General features: G+C 72.0%; 15 protein-coding genes. 12 read left to right on the top strand and 3 right to left on the bottom strand.

Annotation, left to right across the window (positions count from 1 at the left end):
• The first annotated feature begins 111 nt into the window (after positions 1-111).
• Positions 112-2,316 (top strand): NADP-dependent isocitrate dehydrogenase, encoded by a 2,205-nt coding sequence (locus INTCA_RS02810; protein WP_013491422.1) that lies wholly within the window; start codon positions 112-114, stop codon positions 2,314-2,316.
• 153 nt (positions 2,317-2,469) lie between these two features.
• On the opposite strand, the gene INTCA_RS02805 is transcribed toward INTCA_RS02810, so the two are convergent.
• The 3 genes from INTCA_RS02805 to topA all read right to left on the bottom strand — a co-directional run bounded on the left by INTCA_RS02805 (position 2,470) and on the right by topA (position 6,815).
• Positions 2,470-2,937 carry an SCP2 sterol-binding domain-containing protein gene (locus tag INTCA_RS02805; RefSeq protein WP_013491421.1) on the bottom strand — a complete coding sequence of 156 codons (468 nt, stop codon included), beginning with the start codon at positions 2,935-2,937 and terminating at the stop codon, positions 2,470-2,472.
• A 127-nt stretch (positions 2,938-3,064) separates the two neighbouring features.
• The gene (locus INTCA_RS02800; protein ID WP_013491420.1) at positions 3,065-3,880 is read right to left on the bottom strand and encodes a PIG-L deacetylase family protein; all 816 of its coding nucleotides are present in this window, start codon (positions 3,878-3,880) and stop codon (positions 3,065-3,067) included.
• Positions 3,881-4,022: 142 nt separating this feature from the next.
• Entirely contained in the window at positions 4,023-6,815 is a 2,793-nt protein-coding gene (gene topA / locus INTCA_RS02795) for a type I DNA topoisomerase (RefSeq protein ID WP_013491419.1), read from the bottom strand.
• Between the two features lie 182 nt (positions 6,816-6,997).
• On the opposite strand from topA, the gene INTCA_RS02790 reads away from it, so the two are divergent.
• From INTCA_RS02790 to INTCA_RS02740, 11 genes are all read left to right on the top strand, one after another.
• Positions 6,998-7,789, top strand: coding sequence for a dioxygenase family protein (locus INTCA_RS02790; protein WP_013491418.1), 792 nt, complete (start codon positions 6,998-7,000; stop codon positions 7,787-7,789).
• Positions 7,790-8,070: 281 nt separating this feature from the next.
• Entirely contained in the window at positions 8,071-9,342 is a 1,272-nt protein-coding gene (locus tag INTCA_RS02785) for a toxic anion resistance protein (RefSeq protein ID WP_013491417.1), read from the top strand.
• 85 nt (positions 9,343-9,427) lie between these two features.
• Positions 9,428-10,051 (top strand): hypothetical protein, encoded by a 624-nt coding sequence (locus INTCA_RS02780; protein WP_013491416.1) that lies wholly within the window; start codon positions 9,428-9,430, stop codon positions 10,049-10,051.
• A gap of 51 nt (positions 10,052-10,102) precedes the next feature.
• Positions 10,103-11,752: an AAA family ATPase gene (locus INTCA_RS02775; RefSeq protein ID WP_013491415.1), complete on the top strand. Its 1,650-nt coding sequence runs from the start codon at positions 10,103-10,105 to the stop codon at positions 11,750-11,752.
• Entirely contained in the window at positions 11,749-13,020 is a 1,272-nt protein-coding gene (locus tag INTCA_RS02770; protein ID WP_013491414.1) for a hypothetical protein, read from the top strand. The genes INTCA_RS02775 and INTCA_RS02770 overlap by 4 nt, the downstream gene beginning before the upstream one ends.
• On the top strand, positions 13,017-14,021 hold the full coding sequence (locus INTCA_RS02765; RefSeq protein WP_013491413.1) for a glutamate ABC transporter substrate-binding protein: 1,005 nt from the start codon (positions 13,017-13,019) through the stop codon (positions 14,019-14,021). The genes INTCA_RS02770 and INTCA_RS02765 overlap by 4 nt, the downstream gene beginning before the upstream one ends.
• Before the next feature lie 125 nt (positions 14,022-14,146).
• Entirely contained in the window at positions 14,147-15,292 is a 1,146-nt protein-coding gene (locus INTCA_RS02760) for a hypothetical protein (protein WP_148236459.1), read from the top strand.
• Positions 15,289-17,772: a serine/threonine-protein kinase gene (locus INTCA_RS02755; RefSeq protein WP_013491411.1), complete on the top strand. Its 2,484-nt coding sequence runs from the start codon at positions 15,289-15,291 to the stop codon at positions 17,770-17,772. Before INTCA_RS02760 ends, INTCA_RS02755 begins: the two co-directional genes overlap by 4 nt.
• A complete protein-coding gene (locus tag INTCA_RS02750) occupies positions 17,769-19,043 on the top strand; it encodes a protein phosphatase 2C domain-containing protein (protein WP_013491410.1) in 1,275 nt (424 codons plus the stop codon). Before INTCA_RS02755 ends, INTCA_RS02750 begins: the two co-directional genes overlap by 4 nt.
• The gene (locus tag INTCA_RS02745; protein ID WP_013491409.1) at positions 19,036-20,322 is read left to right on the top strand and encodes a VWA domain-containing protein; all 1,287 of its coding nucleotides are present in this window, start codon (positions 19,036-19,038) and stop codon (positions 20,320-20,322) included. Before INTCA_RS02750 ends, INTCA_RS02745 begins: the two co-directional genes overlap by 8 nt.
• A complete protein-coding gene (locus tag INTCA_RS02740; protein ID WP_013491408.1) occupies positions 20,319-21,137 on the top strand; it encodes an FHA domain-containing protein in 819 nt (272 codons plus the stop codon). The genes INTCA_RS02745 and INTCA_RS02740 overlap by 4 nt, the downstream gene beginning before the upstream one ends.
• Positions 21,138-21,198 lie beyond the last annotated feature (61 nt).

The raw sequence follows: 21,198 nt of genomic DNA, 5'->3' as shown, positions 1-21,198 counted from the left end.
TGCGGCACCCCGGCAGGATGGGATCGCGTCTCCATGCGCGCGTCGCATCCGATATCTTGATATCAAGATTTCTCCCGATCTCTTTCTCAGAACCCTCGGAATGGAGCACAGGTGACGGACTCGAAGATCATCTACACGTACACCGACGAGGCCCCCGCGCTCGCCACGGCGTCGCTGCTGCCGATCGTCCAGGCCTTCGCGTCGAAGGCCGGAGTCGACGTGGAGACCCGCGACATCTCGCTCGCCGGCCGCATCCTCGCCGCGTTCGGCCTCGCCGACGACGCGCTCGCCGAGCTCGGCGCGCTCGCCAAGCGCCCCGAGGCCAACATCATCAAGCTGCCGAACGTCTCGGCCTCCATCCCCCAGCTCAAGGCCGCCGTCAAGGAGCTCCAGGACGAGGGCCACGCGGTCCCCGACTACCCGGACAACCCGACGACCGACGAGGAGAAGGCCGCCCGCGCCGCCTACGACAAGATCAAGGGCTCCGCGGTCAACCCGGTTCTGCGTGAAGGCAACTCCGACCGTCGCGCCCCCGCGTCCGTCAAGAACTACGCGCGCAGGCACCCGCACTCGATGGGCGCCTGGTCCCCCGACAGCAAGACGAACGTCGCGACGATGGACGCGGACGACTTCGCGCACAACGAGAAGTCCGTCATCCTGGCTCAGGACGACACGCTGCGCATGGAGCACGTCGCCGCCGACGGCACGACGACCGTCCTCAAGGAGTCTCTGCCGGTCCTCGCCGGGGAGGTCGTCGACGCGACCTTCATGAACGCCGCCGCGCTGCGGCAGTTCCTCGCCGCCCAGGTCCAGCGCGCCAAGGACGAGGGCGTCCTGTTCTCCGTCCACCTCAAGGCGACGATGATGAAGGTCTCCGACCCGATCATGTTCGGGCACGCCGTGCGCGCCTTCTTCCCCGACGTCTTCGAGACGTATGCCGCTGAGCTCGCTTCCGTCGGCGCCTCCCCGAACGACGGGCTGGGTGCCGTCCTCTCGTCGATCGAGGCTCTGCCCCAGGACAAGCGGGCCGAGATCGAGGCTGCGTTCGAGAAGGGCTTCGCCGAGGGCCCGGCGATCGCGATGGTCAACTCGGACAAGGGCATCAGCAACCTGCACGTGCCGAGCGACATCATCGTCGACGCGTCGATGCCCGCGATGATCCGCACCTCGGGCCACATGTGGAACGCCGCCGGCGAGGAGGAGGACACCCTCGCGGTGCTGCCGGACAGCTCGTACTCCGGCATCTACCAGGTCGTCCTCGACGACTGCCGCGCCCACGGCGCCTTCGACCCGGCCACGATGGGCTCAGTCGCGAACGTCGGCCTGATGGCGCAGGCTGCGGAGGAGTACGGCAGCCACGACAAGACCTTCGAGATCGCCGCGGACGGTGTCGTGCGCGTCGTCGACGGGTCGGGCACCGCACTGCTCGAGCACGAGGTGTCGGCGGGCGACATCTGGCGCGCCTGCCAGACCAAGGACATCCCCGTCCGGGACTGGGTCAAGCTCGCCGTGACGCGGGCCCGGGCAACCGGGAACCCGGCCGTCTTCTGGCTCGACGAGGCCCGCGCGCACGACGCGAACCTCATTGCGAAGGTCACCGAGTACCTCGGGGAGCACGACACCGACGGCCTCGACATCCAGATCCTCAAGCCGACCGAGGCGATCGCCTTCTCCCTCGAGCGGATTCGCCGCGGCGAGGACACCATCTCCGTGACCGGCAACGTGCTCCGTGACTACCTCACCGACCTGTTCCCGATCCTCGAGCTCGGCACCTCGGCCAAGATGCTCTCGGTGGTCCCGCTCATCAACGGTGGTGGCCTCTTCGAGACGGGCGCCGGCGGCTCGGCCCCCAAGCACGTCCAGCAGCTCGTCAAGGAGAACTACCTGCGCTGGGACAGCCTCGGCGAGTTCCTCGCGCTGGCCGTGTCGCTCGAGCACCTGGCCGGCGCGACCGGCAACGCCAAGGCCCAGATCCTCGCCGACACGCTCGACCGGGCGACCGGCAAGGTGCTCGACGAGAACCGCTCCCCAGCGCGCCGGGTCGGCCAGATCGACAACCGGGGCAGCCACTTCTGGCTCGCGGTGTACTGGGCCCAGGAGCTCGCGGCGCAGACCGAGGACGCCGAGCTGGCCGGGGCGTTCACCGACGTGGCGGCGCAGCTGACCGAGAACGCGGACGCGATCGACGCCGAGCTGATCGCCGTCCAGGGGCAGCCGGCCGACATCGGCGGCTACTACAAGCCCGACGCCGACAAGGTCGACGCCGTGATGCGCCCGTCGCAGACGTTCAACGGCATCATCGCCTCCCTCGCCTGACCCATCGAGAGAGCAGTTCCTCCCCTTCGCTGAGAATCGAGAGAGCAGTTCCTCCCCTTCCCTGAGAATCGAGAGAGCAGTTCGTCCCCCATACGCGAGGGACGAACTGCTCTTTCGATTGCAAACGGGGGGACGAACTGCTCTTTCGACTGGTCAGTCCGTCGGGGTGTCGAAGAAGCTCCCGAAGTTGGCCGCCAGGCTGAGGTCGCCCTTCGCCTTGATCTTGCCGGTCATGAACATCATGACCGGGTTGCCCCGCTTGGTCATCAGCTTGGTGAAGGGCTCCGGCCCCATCGTCAGGGTGAGCGTGGCGTCGCCCTCGTGGCCCGGGGCCGCGGTGCACACACCGTCCGCGATGCGGATGGTCCAGTCGTCGGAGCCGCCGTCGGGCCGCTCCGTGATGCTCCAGTGAGCCGTCATCGTGACCGAGCCGGCGCGGTCGGGGCGGAACAGCCCGGGCATCGCGCGGAACACTGCGGAGATCACGTCGCTGCGGTTGTCGCTCGTGAGCAGGGCGTGCAGCTCCTGGTCGGACAGGGCGAGGAGGCCGGACACGAGGTCGGTGGCCGGGAGCTCGCGCAACTGTTCCGGGGTCGCACTGCTGAGGTCGGTGGGGGTCATGGGCATGCTCTCCCTGCGAGTGAGGACGTGGTTACCTGAGGTAACTTACCGGCCGGTCACCGGCACCGGAAACCGACCCCCTCCCGCCGACCCCCTCCCGCCGTCACCTCCGGTCCGCGCACGTCCGTCAGGCGCTCTCGGCCTCGCTCGCCTCGAGGAACCAGCCGGCCACCACGCCGGGCGGCCGGCCCGCCTCGACGTAGTACTCGACGCCGAACATCGCCGCGAACACCTCGTCGGGCATCGCGAGCATCATCCCCGCATCGCTCGTCTGGCTGGCATGGCTCGCCAGCGCGGCCCGTTTGACCCCGAGCCATCGCGACACGTCGACCGCCCAGTGCAGCTCGGCCTCCGGAGTGCCGAGCGGGTTCCCGTCGTCCATCGGGCGGTCCGGGTCCCACTCGACGGCGCCGGGCAGGCCCGCCGAGGCGGCCACCTGGAACTGCCGTCGGACCGCGTCCCGGTTCATCGTCACCTCGAGCACGCGCGGCGTCCCGGCGAGCTCTGCGGCCCGCCGCACGACGGCGTGGACCTTCACGTGGTCCGGGTGCCCGTAGCCACCGTGCCAGTCGTAGGCCGTGACGATGTCCGCCTGCTCCTCGCGCAGCACGGCGGCAACGCGCTCGGCGGCCTCCTCGAGATCCGCCCGCGCCAAGCTCGCCTCGTGGTCGTTCTGGTCCCAGCCGCTCATGCCGGAGTCGGCGTAGCCGAGCCACACGACCCGGTGGAGGCCGATCGCGGCGGCGGAGGCGGCCATCTCGACGCGCCTGCGGTCCACGACGGTCTCCCCGTCGGCGAGGTCGGGCGGCACCTCGCCGTGGTCCCCGTTGGTGGCGACGACGAGGACGACGCGGTGGCCCTCGTCGACGGCCCGGGCCATCGAACCCGCGGTCTGGGACGCCTCGTCGTCGGGGTGGGCGTGGACGAAGACCAGGGTTGCCATGGCCCCAGCCTCACCCGATCCCCCCGCACCGTCAAAGTCGTGACGGGCTGCCGGCCCCAGCGCGACCGGCGCGGACCCCGGAAGCCGGCTCAGCGGCATACGGACCACGCCGTATGCCGCTGAGCCCGGTCGCGCTCGGAGGTCAGGCCTTCTTCGTGGTGGCCTTCTTGGTGGCCCGCTTCGCGGGCGCCTTCTTGGTGGCCCTCTTCGCGGTCTTCTTCGTCGCGCGCTTGCGGGTCGTCGGACCCTTGGCGCGCTTCTCGGCGAGCAGCTCGAAGCCGCGCTCAGGGGTGATGGTCGCCGGGTCGTCGTCCTTGCGGAGGGTCGCGTTGGTCTCACCGTCGGTGACGTAGGCGCCGAACCGCCCGTCCTTGACGACGACGGGCTTGCCGCTCACCGGGTCCTCGCCGAGCTCCTTGAGCGGGGCGGTCGCCGCGCCGCGCCCGCGCTGCTTGGGCTGCGCGTAGATGGCCAGGGCCTGGTCGAGCGTGATGTCGAAGAGCTGCTGCTCGGACTGGAGCGACCGCGAGTCGGTGCCCTTCTTGAGGTAGGGGCCGTAGCGGCCGTTCTGCGCGGTGATCTCGACGCCGTCCGCGTCGGTGCCGACGACCCGCGGCAGGCTGAGCAGCTGGAGCGCGGTCTCGAGGTCGATCGTCCCGAGGTCCATGTCCTTGAAGAGCGACGCGGTCCGCGGCTTGGCCTTGGCGACCTTCTTCGGCTTGCCGCTCGCCGTCAGCTCCGGCTCGGGCTCGGGGAGCACCTCGGTGACGTAGGGGCCGTAGCGTCCGGCCCTGGCGATGATCTCTCGGCCGGTCTCCGGGTCGCGGCCGAGCACCTTGCCGTCGTCCGCGGCGGCCTCGAGCAGCTCGCGCGCCCTGGCCGGGGTCATCTCGTCCGGGGGGATGTCGTCGTTGATGGTCGCCCGCCGCGGGGTGGTCGGGACCTCGGCGGCGTCGGTTCCGGCGGCCAGCTCACCGGTCTCGAGGTCGACGCCATGCGGGGCGGTCTCCTCGACGTAGGGGCCGTAGCGGCCGACCCGCACCACCATCCCGTCGCCGAGCGGGATCGTGCTGATCTCGCGGGCGTCGATCTCACCGAGGTCGTCGACGAGCTCCTTGAGGCCCTCGGCGGTCGAGGCCTCGTCGCCGAAGTAGAACCGCTTGAGCCAGTCGACCCGGGCCAGCTCTCCGCCGGCGATCCGGTCGAGGTCCTCCTCCATGGAGGCGGTGAACTCGTAGTCGACGAGCTCGCTGAAGTGCTCCTCGAGCAGGCGGGTCACGGCGAAGGCGAGCCAGGTCGGGACGAGGGCCTGACCCTTGCTGTAGACGTAGCCGCGGTCCTGGATCGTGCCGATCGTCGAGGCGTAGGTGGAGGGACGGCCGATGCCCTTCTCCTCCATCGCCTTGACCAGGGTGGCCTCGGTGTAGCGCGCGGGCGGGGCGGTCTCGTGCCCGTCGGCCTCGGCGCGGACGACCTGGAGGGCGACCCCGCTCGACAGCCTGGGCAGCCGGCGCTCCTCGGCGGCGGCGTCGGCGCGGGCCAGGGCCTCGTCATCGCGCCCCTCCTCGTAGGCCGCGAGGAACCCCTTGAAGGTGATCACCGTGCCGCTCGCGCTGAACTCGACCTGCCGGGCCGACTCGACGGCCGTGTCGACGGAGAGCTTGACCGTGGCGGTCGAGCCGCGGGCATCGGCCATCTGCGAGGCGACGGTGCGCTTCCAGATCAGCTCGTAGAGGGCGTAGTCCTCCCCGCGGAGCTGCCCGGCGACCATCGCGGGGGTGCGGAAGCGGTCCCCGGCCGGCCGGATCGCCTCGTGCGCCTCCTGCGCGTTCTTGACCTTCTTCTCGTAGCGGCGGGGCGCGTCGGGGACGTACTCGGCGCCGTAGAGGTCCCGAGCCTGGCTGCGGGCCGCGGTGAGCGCCGCGTCGGACAGCGTCGTCGAGTCGGTCCGCATGTAGGTGATGAAGCCGCCCTCGTAGAGGCGCTGCGCGACGCGCATCGAGTTCTTCGAGCTCATCCGCAGCTTGCGGGACGCCTCCTGCTGGAGCGTCGAGGTCGTGAATGGTGCGGAGGGGCGACGCGTGTAGGGCTTCTCCTGGACGTCGGTGACGCGGGTGGCGCCCTGGCCGACGGAGAGGCAGGCCTCGGCGATCCGCCGGGCGAGCGCCTCGTCGACGTGGACGACGTTGCGGCCCGTCAGGCGCCCGTCGTCGGCGAAGTCGCGCCCGGTCGCCACCCGCGCCCCGTCCACCCCGGAGAGCCGGGCGGTGAACTGCTGCGTCGCGCCGTCCGGGGTGAAGTCGCCCTCGACATCCCAGTAGGACGCCCGGACGAAGGCCATCCGCTCGCGCTCGCGCTCGACGACCATCCGGGTCGCGACGGACTGGACCCGGCCCGCCGAGAGCCCCTGACGCACCTTGCGCCAGAGCACCGGGCTGACCTCGTAGCCGTAGAGCCGGTCGAGGATGCGCCGGGTCTCCTGCGCGTCGACGAGGTCCTGGTCGATCTCGCGGGTGTCGTTGACGGCGCGCTGGATCGCCTCTCGGGTGATCTCGTGGAAGACCATGCGCTTGACGGGGACCCGCGGCTTGAGCGCCTCGAGCAGGTGCCAGGCGATGGCCTCTCCCTCGCGGTCCTCATCCGTTGCGAGGTAGAGCTCGCTCGCGTCCTTGAGCTTCCGCTTGAGCTCGGCGACCTTCTTGCGCTTGTCCGCGTCGACGACGTAGTACGGCTCGAAGCCGTGGTCGACGTCGACGGCGAACTTGCCGAAGGGGCCCTTCTTCATCTCGGCCGGGAGCTCGGAGGGGTTGGGCAGGTCCCTGATGTGCCCGATCGACGCCTCGACCTCGTAGTCCCCACCGAGATAGGAGGCGATCGACTTCACCTTGCCCGGGGACTCGACGATGACGAGCTTGCGGCCCTTTCCTGCGGCCATGCTTCACCTGTGTCTTCCTGCAGATCCAACGGCAGCGGATTCGTCGCTGCGTGGTCGTGGACGCGCCCCGACCGTAACAGCCCCTGTCAAAGCGGGGCACAGCGTGGTCGCCACGGAACAACGGGGTGCATCCCGGCGTTGGAGGTGATAGTTTACTAGTCAACTACCTCGGAGGAGCCACCATGACTGCCCCCCTCATCTACCTCAGCCACGGCGCGCCGCCGCTCGCCGACGACGCCCGCTGGACCCGCGAGCTCGCGGACTGGTCCGGGCAGATCGAGAAGCCGAAGAACGTCCTCATGGTCTCCGCCCACTGGGAGGACGCCCCGACGACCCTCGGCTCCACGACCGGCGCGCCGCTCGTCTACGACTTCTGGGGCTTCCCGCAGAAGTACTACGAGGTCACCTACGACGCGCCCGCCGCGCCCGACCTCGCGGACGACGTCACCCGGCTGCTCACCGCGCCGGGACAGGCCAGCTCGACGACGGTCCACCGCGACGAGTCCCGCGGGCTCGACCACGGCGCCTACGTCCCCCTCAAGGAGATGTTCCCCGAGGCGGACGTCCCGGTGCTGCAGATGTCGATGCCGACGCTCGACCCCCGCGGCCTCTTCGAGATCGGCCGCAAGCTCGCGCCGCTCCGTGAGCAGGGCACGCTCATCGTCGGGTCCGGCTTCACGACGCACAACCTGCGCTGGTTCAACCCCCGCGCCGGCGCCGACGCGGCTCCCCCGATGGCGAGCGCGGAGTTCGACCACTGGGCTCAGGAGACGATGCAGGCCAAGGACATCGACAGCATCCTCGACTTCCTCGCCAAGGCCCCGGCGGCTCGCGAGGCCCACCCCCGCACCGAGCACTTCGCGCCGCTCTTCGTGACGCTCGGCGCCGCCTACGAGTCGGGCAGCCTCGACAACCAGAGCGTCATCGAGGGCTTCTGGTTCGGCCTGTCGAAGCGGTCCTGGCAGTTCAACTGAGACCGGGAACCCCGACCCGCACCCCCTCGTTGACGGAGTGTGGGCGCCCCACGCACGCGGCCGCAGCGCGGAACCTCCCCTGACTCCAGCGCTGCGGCCGCCCCCGTGCCCAACCGGTGACCGAGGTCGGCGCACGGGAACCGGGGAAAGCCCTGGTCCGTCCCAGACGGGCGCCACGTAGAGTGGCTAACGCCCGTCCAGCCGTATGCCGCTGAGCGGGCTCATGGGACACCGGCCTCGTCTCTCCGTGGCCGGGACATAGGGGAAGGACCCGTTCGACGATGAGTGACCAGCCCGCTGCCCAGCAGGCCCCCGCCGCAGCCCAGGCGGCCCCGGCGCCGCTCGAGCCCCCGGTGTCGGAGACCCACCTGACCCTGACCCCGCCGCCCGCGGTGACCGCCGTCGCGGAGACGTCGGCACCGAGGATGGCCCCCGCGGTTCCCGAGGCCGCACTGCCCGGGCTCGAGGCCAAGGTCGACACCTACCTCGACTCGCTGCTCAAGGCCGCCACGAAGTCGCCCGAGTGGGAGGCCCGCGCGGCGGACGTGCGCACCATGGGCACCGACGAGATCCGGTTCGCGGCGGAGTCGTCCAACCGGATGCTCCAGATGCCGGTCAAGGCGCTCAACGAAGGCTCGCTGTCGCAGGGCTCGAAGGTCGGCCAGACCCTCCTCGACCTGCGGCGCACCGTCGAGGACCTCGACCCGTCGCAGGCCACCGGGACGAAGAAGCTCCTCGGGATGATCCCGTTCGGCGACCGGATCACCGACTACTTCCGCAAGTACCAGTCCGCCCAGTCGCACCTCAACGGCATCCTCCACTCGCTCCAGTCGGGGCAGGACGAGCTGCAGAAGGACAACGTCGCCCTCAACCTCGAGAAGAAGTCGCTCTGGGACTCGATGGGCCGGCTCAACCAGTACGTCTACGTCGCCGAGCGACTCGACTCCCGGCTCGCCGCCCAGGTCGCAACCCTCGAGACGACCGACCCGGAGAAGGCCAAGGCGCTGCGCGAGGACGTCCTGTTCTATGTGCGCCAGAAGCACCAGGACCTGCTGACCCAGCTCGCGGTGTCGATCCAGAACTACCTCGCGATCGACATCATCATCAAGAACAACATCGAGCTCATCAAGGGCGTCGACCGGGCGACGACGACGACTGTGTCGGCGCTGCGCACCGCCGTCATCGTCGCCCAGGCGCTGAACAACCAGCAGCTCGTCCTCGACCAGATCACCGCGCTCAACGCGACCACCTCCGGGCTGATCGAGCGGACCTCCGAGCTGCTCAAGACCAACTCGGCCCGGATCCAGGAGCAGTCCGCGAGCTCCACGCTGAGCATCGAGTCGCTGCAGAAGGCGTTCGCCAACATCTACGACACGATGGACAGCATCGACCAGTTCAAGGTGCGAGCCCTGGACAACATGGCCGCGACGATCGGCTCCCTCGAGACCGAGGTGGCCAAGTCGCGCAGCTACCTCGAGCGCGTCTCGGCCCAGGACGCGCGCCGCGCAGCGGGGGCCGCTCCGGGGGCCCTCGACCTCGGCCCCGGCATCTGAACGGCCCGCGCACGCGATGGTCCGGGCTCTTGACGGGGCGGGCAGGATGAGCGGGACGAGGCCGCCGACGAAGGGGACGTGAGACGTGGGGATCCGATTGTGGTTCGGGTTCGACCGGCCCGAGGCATCGGACTCGCCCACGTCTGGACCGCCCGGACCGCCGACGACCGAGCAGCTGCTCGCTGCCCTCGACGCCGTCGAGATCCAGGCGAGGGAGGGCCGGGTCCCCGGCGTCGTCCTCTCCCGGCTGCTGCGGGTGACTCGCGTCGTCCGCGAGTCGATCCCCCGGCTCGAGCGGCTCGGCATCGGCAGCGCCCAGGGCTACAGCGTCATGGCCACGGCGACCGACTACCTGCCCGTCGCCATCGGGAACTACCTGCGCCTGCCCCGGGACTGGGCCGACACGCGGCCCATCGCGGCGGGCAAGAGCTCGGTCATGCTGCTCGTCGACCAGCTCGACCTGCTCGGCGCGACGATGGACCAGGTGGCCGATGCCATCAACCGCTCGGACGCCGAGGCGGTCATCGTCCACGGCGCCTTCCTCGAGGAGAAGTTCGGCCACGCAGCAGCCGGTGGTTCGCTCGGCCTCACCCCCATCGAGAGAGCAGTTCCTCCCGAGACCGCACCTCGTCCCCCGGGGGCGGGAGGGGGACGAAGTGCTCTTTCGATCGACGGTACGGAGCACCCGACGCTGGAACCACCCGAGTGACGGCCCCGACCGACCCGGCGCCGACCGACCGACCCGCAGGGGGCCCACACCATGACCACTGCTGAGACAGCGCTGGCCGACAGTCTCGACGCGCTCGTCGACGTCGCCCGGCTCGCAGGCATCGACGCCGGCGCCGCCCGCGACGAGGGCCTGCGCGTCGCGGCCGCCCTCGCAGAGTCGGTTCCCGGGGCCGCGCGGGAGTGGGCGGCCGTGGCCCTGCCCGCTGTCACCGACACCGCCGCGATCAACGAGGCCTTCTTCGCGGCAGCCTCGAGGGGGCGCCGGTGGCGGCAGCACCCGACCGACCTCCTCGTGGCGCTCTCCGGCGCCCGCCACCCCCTGGCCGGCGAGTACGCCGAGGCCCTGACCGAGATCGCCTCCGACGCCGTCATGCTCGGCACCGCGCCGATCTGGGTCATTGCCAATGCGACGGCCGCGAGCGCCACCTACCTCGCCGCCGCCACCAGCGCGTCCACCAGCGCGTCCACCATCGCGTCCGCCGGCCCGTCCGCGAGCCCGTCCGCGAGCCCGTCCGCACGCCCCGGAGGCCACGGGCTCCCGCCGCTGCCGCCAGGGGTCGGGACCGATGCGGTGCTGCGCCAGTGGGGGTACCAGCCGGTGCCCCGCCCCGTCGGGAGCGAGCCGCCGAGCGGGTCCGAGCCCAGCGGCATACGGCCCGGGCCCGATCCCGCCGGCGCGCCGGCCGACTCCGCCGCACCCGCTGCGGAAGCCGAGGCGGCGGAGCCCGCCGAGCCGGAGAAGTCGGTCGAGGAGCTGCTCGCCGAGCTCGACGCCATGATCGGTCTCGGGCGTGTCAAGAAGGAGATCCACCGGCAGGTCGCCCTGCTCAAGGTGGAGCGGATGCGCGTCGACGCCGGGCTCAAGGCCGCCCGGATGAGCCGGCACCTCGTCTTCGTCGGCAACCCGGGCACCGGCAAGACGACAGTGGCTCGACTCGTCGGCGCCATCTACCGCGCGCTCGGCCTCCTGCCCCAGGGGCAGCTCGTCGAGGTCGACCGCTCGGAGCTCGTCGCCGGCTACGTCGGGCAGACCGCGATGAAGACCGCGGAGGTCTGCGCGAAGGCGGTCGGCGGCGTCCTCTTCATCGACGAGGCCTACGCGCTGACCGGCGACCAGTTCGCCCAGGAGGCGGTGAACACCCTCGTCAAGGAGATGGAGGACCACCGCGAGGACCTCGTCGTCATCGTCGCCGGCTACCCCGAGCCGATGGTGCGCTTCATCGCGCAGAACCCCGGCCTGGCGAGCCGCTTCACGACGACGATCGAGTTCGACGACTATACGGACGACGAGCTGCTCGCGATCCTCGACTCCATCGCCGACAGGTCGGAGTACGAGCTGACCGACGCGGCCCGACGGCGGGTCCGACACACCTTGGAGGCGACGGCGCGGACCCCCGCCTTCGGCAACGGACGTTTCGTCCGGAACCTCTTCGAGCACGCCGTCGGCCGCCACGCCTGGCGGCTGCAGGACGCCGTGGAACCGACCCGCGACGACCTGCGTCTCCTCACCGAGGACGACGTCGTCGAGCAGCCCGACGAGCCGCCGGCGACTCCGCCGACGGCGGCCCCCGAAGCTGCTGAGGACGCCGTTCAGGTCCCGGTCAGGGACGACCCCGATGGCCGGCCGGGCAGCCCTCCGGCAGGCTCGGAGGAGGACCTGCCGATGGAGGAGCCCAGATGACGATCGTGCAGACCCCGCCGGCGACCATCCGGGGGTCCGGCGCCACGCTGCAGACAGCGGTCAAGGGGCTGCTCCGCGGGACGCCCGGCCGGATGCGCCTCATGGGAGTCGTCGGCGTCCTCGCCGCGCTCCTGCTCGGCGGGGCCGCGACCAACGCCGTCCTCGCGTCAGAGGCGGCGGCGGAGCGGGCCGCCAACAACACCCAGCAGGTCGTCCGGATGCAGTCGATCCACGTGGACCTGCTCCGCGCCGACGCCCTGGCGACGAACGCCTTCCTCGTCGGGGGCCTCGAGACCGCCGAGAGCCGAGCGCAGTACGACGCGGCGATGGCCAGCGTCATCCGGACCGTCGCCGCGGGAGCCGCCGCGCAGCCCGCGGACGCCACGGCCCTCGGTGCCCTCGCCGAGCACGTCCAGACCTATGCGGCGCTCGTCGAGCAGGCCCGCTCCAACAACCGGCTCGGGCTGCCGGTCGGCGCCCGCTACCTCACCGAGGCCAGCGCCTCCCTGCGCACGTCCGCCATCCCCGTCGTCGTCCAGCTCGTCCAGGCGAACGAGGGCCGCGCCCAGAGCGAGTTCGAGCGCACCAACTCGAGCCTCCAGCTCTACCTCGGCGTCGGTGCCCTCGTCGTCCTCGTCCTCGTGGCCGTGTGGCTGGCCCGTCGGACCCACCGCTACGTCAACCCGTCCTTCGCCCTCGGGGTCGTCCTCCTCGTCGTCGGGCTCTTCGTCGCGTCCTCGGCGATCGGTGGCATCGGCACGGCGGCATCGCAGGTGGCTTCCGGCGACTACCGACGGGCGGTCGACCTCGCCGAGATCCGGACTGCCGCCAACGACGCCCGGGCCAACGAGAGCCTCACCCTCATCCAACGGGGCGGCGGGGACCGCTACGAGCAGGCCTGGCTCGCCAACGACACGACGATCCGGGCCGCCCTCGACCGGGTCGACGGCTCCCCGGGCCTCGCATCGGCCTGGCAGAAGTACGCGCTCGCCCACGCCGAGATCCGGGGGGTGGACAACGACGGACGGTGGGAGCAGGCGGTCGAGCTCGCCACCAGCACGGGTGCCGCCGGAACCACGGCCCCCTTCAGGGCGTTCGACCAGCAGGTGACGGAGCAGCGCGACGCCGCCAGCCGGTCGGCGATCGAGCAGCTCGGCTCGCTCGGTGGCGGCAGCACCGTCTGGGCCGTTCTCGTCGGGCTCGTGTCCCTCATCGCCTCGTGGCTCATCGTCCGAGGCGTCGGCCAGCGGATCAAGGAGTACCGATGACACCCCGGCCCCCTCGCCGCACGAGCTCCCGCCGCGGACTCGTGACGGGCCTGGTCGTGGCGACCGCCTTGGCGCTGTCCGGCTGCACCGGCGTCACCTACGAGGAGACGGCCCTCCCCGCCCCGGCGACGACGTCCACGCCCCCCGCGCCGACCGGGACCCCGGTGGCCTGCACCAACGCCACCCAGTCCTACGACCCGTTGCCCTCGCTCCCCGCCTCCAGCAGCATCACCGACGGCTCGGTCCGAGCCATCCTCGAGCGGGGCCACCTCACCGTCGGGGTGTCGGCCGACACGTACCTCTTCGGCGCCAGGGACCCGTTCACGAACCGCATCGAGGGCTTCGACATCGACATCGCGAGGGCCGTCGCCCAGAGCCTGCTCGGCAGTGCGTCGAAGGTCCGGTTCCGGGTCATCACGGCGGCCGACCGGATCGAGGTCCTCGAGAAGCGGGAGGTCGACATGGTCGCCCGCAACATGACGATGACCTGCGCCCGGTGGGAGCAGATCGCCTTCTCGAGCGAGTACTACCACTCCGGCCAGAAGCTGCTCGTCGCCAAGGACCCGAGCGGCGCGGTGCCGGACACGACGATCGAAGACCTCAAGGGCAAGCGCGTCTGCGCTCCCCGCGGGACGTCGACACTCGAGAAGCTGCGCTCCGTCAAGGGCGTGGAAGCCGTGCCCGCCGCCGACCACACCGGTTGCCTCGTCCTCTTCCAGCAGGGCCGGGCCGACGCGATCACCGGAGACGACACGGTCCTTGCCGGCCTCGCCGCGCAGGACCCGTACACCGTGGTCTCGTCGGCGCCGGCCATCACCGACGAGCCCTACGGCCTCGGCTTCAACCAGGCCGACGTCTACCTCGTGCGCTACGTCAACCGGGTGCTCGCCGACCTCAAGGCGGACGGCCGGTGGAAGGCGACCTACAACCGGTGGCTGGCCGACACGCTGGGCCCGGCACCCGCTCCCCCGGTCGGGGTCCACGGAAGAGCCCGCCCATGACGCTGTCCGGGGCCGTCCCGCCACCGCCCTCGTCACGGCCACCCGAGTGGACACCACCGTCAGCCGGCCCCGCGGGGACGCGTTCCGGTGGCAGCGCTGCCCCGGCGGCTCCCGGGGGCCTCGGCGTGCCCGTCCCCGCAGCGGAGGCCCAGACCTACCTCACCGCGCTGCGTCAGTGGGTCGCCCAGCGTCGCGCGGACCTCAGCGAGGTCGACTCCGCGATCCTCCGGCTCTCATCGGCCGAGCAGACGGCGATCACCACCGACCTCACCGTCGCGCTGACCTTCTGGAAGGCAATCAACGACCGGCTCACGCTCCTCGAGACCACGTTCGACGGCGGCCGAGTCGGGGCGAAGGAGGCCGAGCGACTCTCGACGCTCATCCACGGGCGGCTCGACTCCAACACGACCGAGCACCTGTCGCTGCCGGCCACCGGATCGCTCGCGGTGAGCCTCCCCGAGGCCTGTCGCCTGCTCGACTCCCTCACCCGGACCCTCCAGGCGCGCGCGTCGCTCGCGCCCGGTGCCGCGGAGGCGACCCAGCGGATCACCGTCCTGCGGGCCGGGGCCGAGCGGGTCCGCGACCAGGTGCCCCTCGTGCCCGCCGGTCCCGATCGGGACGACGCCGCGGAGCGGTTGGCGCGGCTCGACCGCCGGGTCGGCGACCTCGTCGAGCGGGCCCGGCGTGGGGCCGACGTCGGCGGCCTCATCGGTCCGCTCGAGATCGACCTCGCGGTGCTCGAGCGAGACCTCATCGTCGCCGCCGCCGAACGAGCCAACGCTGCGCAGGACCGCGCCGACACGAGGCAGCAGGTCGAGGAGCTGGACGCGCGGGCCGAGGCGATCCGGTCCCTCGAGCGCCGCTGCATCGCCGCGGTGACACCGGCGCCGCACCTCGCCATCCCCAACGTCCGCGCCCTGGGCCCGGTGCCCGGTGAGGCCGCCGGGCTCGCCGGCTACCGCCAACGCCTCGACCGGGTCGCCCGCGCGCTCGACCTCGCCCACGAGACGTATGCCGCCGCGCTCGCCGAGCGCGACGAGATCATCGGCCTCGCCGGGGCGGTCGGGGCGATGCTCGAGGCGCGACTGGCGGCCCACCCGCCCGACGACGAGGTCCAGGACGACCTGGAGGCGATCCGGTCCCGGCTCGAGGCGGTGCTCGGCCGGACCCCGATGCCGACGACACGAGCCCGGGCCCTGGCGGCCGCCTTCCAGTCCTACGTCGACTCCGTGACCCGCCCGCCGTCCCGACCAGGAAGGGCCCAGCAGTGACCACGAGCCCCCCGCCCACGAGCACCCCGCCCACGAGCACCGGGCTCCGGTGCGCGCAGCCCGGCTGCGCGGGCACGATCGTCGACGGCTACTGCGACACCTGCGGCATGGCGCCCACGTCTCCCGCGGCCCCGGGCGGTCGGTCCCTCGCCGACCCAGGGCCACCCCCGGCCACCTCCCCGGCCACATCCCCGGCCACATCCCCGGACACATCCCTGGACACATCCCTGGACACCGCGCTGGCCACCGTTCCCGACGGCACCCCGTGCGCGCAGCCCGGCTGCACCGGCGCGATCGACGACGGGTACTGCAACGTCTGCGGCACCCCGGCACACCAGGCGGAGGTCGTCCAGGTCGTCGACTCGGCCGTGACCCGACCAGCCGGCATGGGCTCGGAGCTCTCCACCCGGTCCGCAGCCTCGAGCATGCTCGCCTCGGCAGCGCTCGGCTCGAAGCGCGCCCGACAGACCGGCTCGGCCGTCACCCGGCGCACCAGCGGGTCGCAGCGGCTCCGCAGCGCCCGCCTCGGCGGCGGCATCACCACGGTGCGGCCCGCCCCGACCATCGACGCGGAGAAGGCACTCCTCACCGACCCGGTCGTCCCCGAGGCGAAGCGCTTCTGCCCCAAGTGCGGCGAGCCGGTCGGCCGGGGGCGTGACGGCCAGCCCGGGCGCACCACCGGCTTCTGCGCCAACTGCCGCCACCCGTTCTCCTTCGACCCCAAGCTGCGGTCCGGTGACCTCGTCGCCGGCCAGTACGAGGTCGCCGGCTGCCTGGCCCACGGCGGCCTCGGGTGGATCTACCTCGCTCGGGACAAGAACGTCTCCGACCGATGGGTCGTCCTCAAGGGCCTGCTCAACTCGGCCGACCCCGACGCGCTCGCCGCGGCCATCGCCGAGCAGCGCTTCCTCGCCCAGGTGTCCCACCCGAACATCGTCGAGATCTACAACTTCGTCACCCACGACGACGCGGGCTACATCGTCATGGAGTACGTCGGCGGCACGTCGCTCAAGTCGATCCTCAAGCAGCGGATGCAGCGCGCGGGCTTCTACGATCCCCTGCCGGTCGACCAGGCCCTCGCCTACATCCTCGAGATCCTCCCGTCCTTCCAGTACCTCCACGACCTCGGCCTGGTCTACTGCGACTTCAAGCCGGACAACATCATCCAGGTCGGCGACGAGGTCAAGCTGATCGACCTCGGCGGCGTGCGGCGGGTCGACGACGAGGACTCGGCGATCTTCGGGACCGTCGGGTACCAGGCGCCGGAGGTGGCCGACCTGGGCACCTCGGTGGCCTCGGACATCTACACCATCGGGCGCACCCTCGTCGTGCTCACGATGGAGTTCCGCGGCTACCAGTCGACCTACCTCAACGTCCTGCCCCCACAGGACTCGAGCCCCGTCTTCCAGAAGTACGACTCCTTCTACCGGCTCGTCTCCAAGGCGTGCGCCCCCAACCGCGACGACCGGTTCGTGTCGGCTGACGAGCTGCGCTCACAGATGGTCGGCGTGCTCCGCGAGGTCGTCGCCATCGACCGGGGCTCGGGGGCAGCGACGACGACCGTCGGGTCGCTCCTCTTCGACGCCCCGACGCCCGGCGACGAGGCCGACGACTGGCGCAACCTGCCGGCCCTCCGACGCGACCCCCACGACGCGCAGACGAACTGGCTGCACACGATCAGCGGGAGCCCGGAGCAGCGCCTCGACATCCTCCGCGACGCGCCGGCGCGGACGGCGGAGGTCCTCCTCGACCTGGCCCGGACGGCCCTCAGCGTCGGTGAGCGCGACCTCGCCGAGGCGGCGGCCACCGAGCTGCTCACGAACGACCCGTGGGAGTGGCGCGCCGTGTGGATCCAGGGCCTGGCGGCACTCGAGCGGGGCGACGCCCCCTCCGCGCAGGCGGCCTTCAACGCCGTCTACGGGCAGGTCCCGGGCGAGCTCGCCCCCAAGCTGGCCCTCGCCCACGCCAGCGAGAAGGCCGGTGACGACGCCGTCGCCGAGAACCTCTACGTCGCCTGCGCCCGAACGGACTCCACCTACGTGCCGATGGCCGCGTTCGGGCTGGCCCGGATCCGCGCCGCCCGCGGTGACGTCGACGGCGCCGTGGCGGCCTACCGGCTCGTCCCCACCCAGTCGAGCGCCTACCGGACCGCCCGGGCCGGGCTCGCGGAGCTGCTCGCCCGGGCGAACCGGGGCCTGCCCGACCTCGCCGAGGCCCTGCGCACCTTGGCGGACACCTCGCTCACGGCCCGGCGGCGGGCCGAGGTGACGACCCACATCTACCGCGAGGCCCTCGCCTCGGTGCGCGAAGCCGGCGCGCAGCCGGATCTGCACCTGGGCACCCACCGTGCGACCGAGCCCGCCCTCAGGGTCGGGCTGGAGCAGGCCCTCCGAGAGCTCGCCAGCCGCACGCCTGACACCGCCGAGCGCGTCGCGCTCGTCGACGAAGCCAACACCGTCCGACCTTGGAGCCTCTGGTGACCGACGCCTCGCCGCCCCGCCTGCCGCAGGCGACCCAGTTCCCCCAGGCCACCGGGCCGGAGCCCACCTGCCCGTCATGTGGCACCCCCAATCCCCCCGACGCGAGCTTCTGCGAGGCCTGCGGAGCCGGCCTGGCACCCGGGCAGCAGGGAGCGGGAGCGAGCCCAGCGGCATACGGCGGCGTGGTCTCCCCAGCCACCCCGCAGACGGCACCGACGGGCGAGGAGTCCCCCCTCGACGTCGGTTGGACCGGGCCCGTCCCCTCCACCGCGACGGGGCCCGCCCAGCCCACCGGCGCCGAGGCGCAGCCCTGCCAGAGCTGCGGGGAGGGCCACTACGTCGACGGCTACTGCGACCACTGCGGGTCACCCCCGCCGGACCCGCGCAACCACTTCGCCGAGTCGCCGGCCCCGTGGGTCGGCGGGGTGTGCGACATCGGCCGACGGCACGCCCGCAACGAGGACGCGATGGCGCTGACCGCCACCGAGGCCCCCGGCAGCCGCGCGGTGCTCGTCGTCTGCGACGGCGTGTCGATGGCCACCGACTCCCACATCGCCTCCCTCGCGGCGGCCCGTGCCGCCCGCGCCGTCCTCGACCAGCCACTCCCGCGCGGAGCCGGGACCCGCGACGCGTGGGAGGCGGCCGCCGCCCGGGCCCTGACCACTGCGGTCGCCACGGCGAACGACGCCGTCCGCTCCGCGGTCGAGGGGGAGCAGGAGAACCCGCCGTCGTGCACCATCGCGGCCGCCGTCATCGAGGACGGCGCCGTCGTGACCGGCAACGTCGGCGACAGCCGCGTCTACTGGCTGCCCGACCGCCCGGAGCTCCCGCCGCGCCAGCTCGGCCGGGACGACTCCTACGCCCACGAGCAGATGCTGGCGGGCGTCCCGCGCGACGCCGCCGAGAACGGCCCGCACGCCCACTCGATCACCCGCTGGCTCGGCACCGACGCCCCGGACGACCTCACCCCGCACCTCACGACCCTCGCTGCCGACGACACCACCGCCGGGTGGCTGCTCGTCTGCTCCGACGGACTGTGGAACTACTGCTCCGCCGCCGCCGACATGCGGGTCCTCGTGCACAACATGGTCACCGAGGCCGGGCCCGACCCGACCCCGACGGCCGTGGCGCAGGCGCTCGTCGACTTCGCCAACGAGCAGGGCGGACGCGACAACATCACGGTTGCCCTCGCTCGACTGGGTGGGCAAGGATCTCAGGAGACGACCGGCGCGGAGGCCGCGCCACAGGAAGGTGACCCCATCCATGGCTGACTTCACCGCCGAGGTGTTCCAGAACGAGTTCCTCCCCGACGGCGGGACCGACGTCCACGCGATCGTGCGCATCACCTCGAGTGGCGCCTCGGCCGCGACGTCGATGGGCGTCGTCGACCCCGGCTCGGCCGCTGAGGTCATCCTCATCGACACCTCCGGCTCGATGGGCCGACGGGGCGTCATGGAGGCGGGCCACGCCGCCAAGGCCGCCCTCAACGAGATCGTCGACGGCACCCTCTTCGCCGTCGTCTCCGGCAACGGCACCGCGCAGATCGTCTACCCCTACGCCCACCAGGGGGCGCTCGCGGTCATGTCGTCGCACACCCGGGCGGAGGCGCGCCGGGCCGTCGAGGGCCTGCGGGCGCAGGGCGGCACGGCGATGGGCACCTGGCTCACGCTCGCGCGGCAGATCTTCGAGACCGTCCCCCACGTCCAGAAGCGCCACGCGATCCTCCTCACCGACGGCGTCAACGAGGGCGAGACGCCCGCGTCGCTGCAGGCCGCGGTCCAGTCGTGCGTCGGCGTCTTCCAGTGCGACGCGCGCGGCGTCGGGGACCAGTGGCGCGTCGAGGAGGTCCGCGCGATCGCCTCGGCCCTGCTCGGCACCGTCGGGCTCGTGCCTGAGCCTGAGGAGCTGGCCGCCGAGTTCCAGGCGATGATGCGCGCGTCCATGTCCCGGGGGGTGGCCAGCGCCGAGCTGCGCGTCTGGGTGCCGCAGGGCGCCGAGCTGCTCTTCGTGCGCCAGGTCTCGCCGACCCTCGAGGACCTCACCGGGCGCCGGTCCCAGGTCAACCCGCTGACCGGTGCCTACCCCACGGGCGCCTGGTCGGACGAGAGCCGGGACTACCACGTCGCCGTGCGGCTGCCCGCTCGCACCCTCGGGCAGGAGCAGCTCGCGGCGCGGGTCTCGCTCGGCCTCGGCGACCAGCCCGTCTGCCAGGGGCTGGTCAAGGCCAGGTGGAGCAACGACGACGCCCTGACGACCCGCATCGACCCGGCCGTCGCCGCCTACACGGGCCAGGCCGAGCTCGCCCAGGTCATCCAGGAGGGGCTCGCCGCCAAGGCCTCCGGCCACGACGAGGTGGCCACGGCCAAGCTCGGTCGCGCGGTCCAGCTCGCGGGCCAGACCGGCAACGACGAGATGACGACCCGTCTCAAGAAGGTCGTCGAGATCGACGACGCCGACACCGGCACCGTGCGGCTCAAGAAGAGCGTCTCCAAGCTCGACGAGATGTCGCTCGACACGGCCTCGACGAAGACGAGCCGGGTGCGCCGATGACGGTCACGTGCCCCAACGGCCACCCGTCGCAGGCCGACGACTACTGCGACGTGTGCGGGTCGCCGATCGAGGCGGGCGCCGGGTCGGGTGACGCGGCCTCCGTGAGCGGGTCGGCGAGCCCCACCGGTCCGTATGCCGCTGGGCCCGCTCCCACGGCGGCGCCCGGAGCCGCTCCGGCTGAGACGTCCTCCGTGGCGGGTGCCGAGTCGCTGGAGTGCCCGAACTGCCAGGCGCAGAACCCTGCCGGTGCGCTGTTCTGCGAGGCGTGCGGCTACGACTTCACGACCGGGGCGATGCCACGTTCGAGCGCGCAGAACGTGCCGGCCCCCACCCCGTCGAGTGTGCAGAACGCGCCGGCCCCCACCCCGTCGAGTGTGCAGAACGTGCCGGCCCCCGAGGGCTTCGACTGGCTCGCCGAGGTCTGGGTCGACCCGGACTGGTACCAGACGCAGGAGGTCGAGGACCCCTGTCCCTCGCCGGGTCTGCCGCTGATCGTGCCGCTCCGCTCGCGCAGTGTCCTGCTCGGACGCGTGAGCCAGAGCCGCAACACCCATCCCGAGATCGACCTCTCCTCCGACCCCGGGGTCAGTCGGCGGCACGCCCAGCTCAGCACCGACGGCACCCGGTGGTTCGTCGAGGACCTCGGCAGCTCCAACGGGACGTTCGTCGGGCCGGCGTCCGGACCGCTGCCCGACGACCCGATCAGCGTCGGCCCGCGGACCGAGCTGGATGACGACGACCGACTCTACGTCGGAGCCTGGAGCCGCGTCGTCGTGCGCCGGGCCACCCCGGAAGAGGTCGAGGCCCACGGTTGACCGAGCCGGACTCATCTTGCAGGCAACTTGAACTTTTCGTGAACCAGCGCGCCACGTGGCC

The sequence above is a fragment of the Intrasporangium calvum DSM 43043 genome (genome assembly GCF_000184685.1).
In the GTDB taxonomy this organism is placed as follows: domain Bacteria; phylum Actinomycetota; class Actinomycetes; order Actinomycetales; family Dermatophilaceae; genus Intrasporangium; species Intrasporangium calvum.
The sequence above is the reverse complement of the archived record's forward strand: the minus strand, read 5'-3'. Positions and strand labels throughout refer to the sequence as shown.

Excerpts from the sequence above, each read along its gene's own strand:
- INTCA_RS02805 (WP_013491421.1), bottom strand. The coding sequence starts at position 2,937 with ATGACCCCCACCGACCTCAGCAGTGCGACCCCGGAACAGTTGCGCGAG.
- INTCA_RS02800 (WP_013491420.1), bottom strand. The coding sequence starts at position 3,880 with ATGGCAACCCTGGTCTTCGTCCACGCCCACCCCGACGACGAGGCGTCC.
- topA (WP_013491419.1), bottom strand. The coding sequence starts at position 6,815 with ATGGCCGCAGGAAAGGGCCGCAAGCTCGTCATCGTCGAGTCCCCGGGC.
- INTCA_RS02790 (WP_013491418.1), top strand. The coding sequence starts at position 6,998 with ATGACTGCCCCCCTCATCTACCTCAGCCACGGCGCGCCGCCGCTCGCC.
- INTCA_RS02785 (WP_013491417.1), top strand. The coding sequence starts at position 8,071 with ATGAGTGACCAGCCCGCTGCCCAGCAGGCCCCCGCCGCAGCCCAGGCG.
- INTCA_RS02775 (WP_013491415.1), top strand. The coding sequence starts at position 10,103 with ATGACCACTGCTGAGACAGCGCTGGCCGACAGTCTCGACGCGCTCGTC.
- INTCA_RS02770 (WP_013491414.1), top strand. The coding sequence starts at position 11,749 with ATGACGATCGTGCAGACCCCGCCGGCGACCATCCGGGGGTCCGGCGCC.
- INTCA_RS02765 (WP_013491413.1), top strand. The coding sequence starts at position 13,017 with ATGACACCCCGGCCCCCTCGCCGCACGAGCTCCCGCCGCGGACTCGTG.
- INTCA_RS02745 (WP_013491409.1), top strand. The coding sequence starts at position 19,036 with ATGGCTGACTTCACCGCCGAGGTGTTCCAGAACGAGTTCCTCCCCGAC.
- INTCA_RS02740 (WP_013491408.1), top strand. The coding sequence starts at position 20,319 with ATGACGGTCACGTGCCCCAACGGCCACCCGTCGCAGGCCGACGACTAC.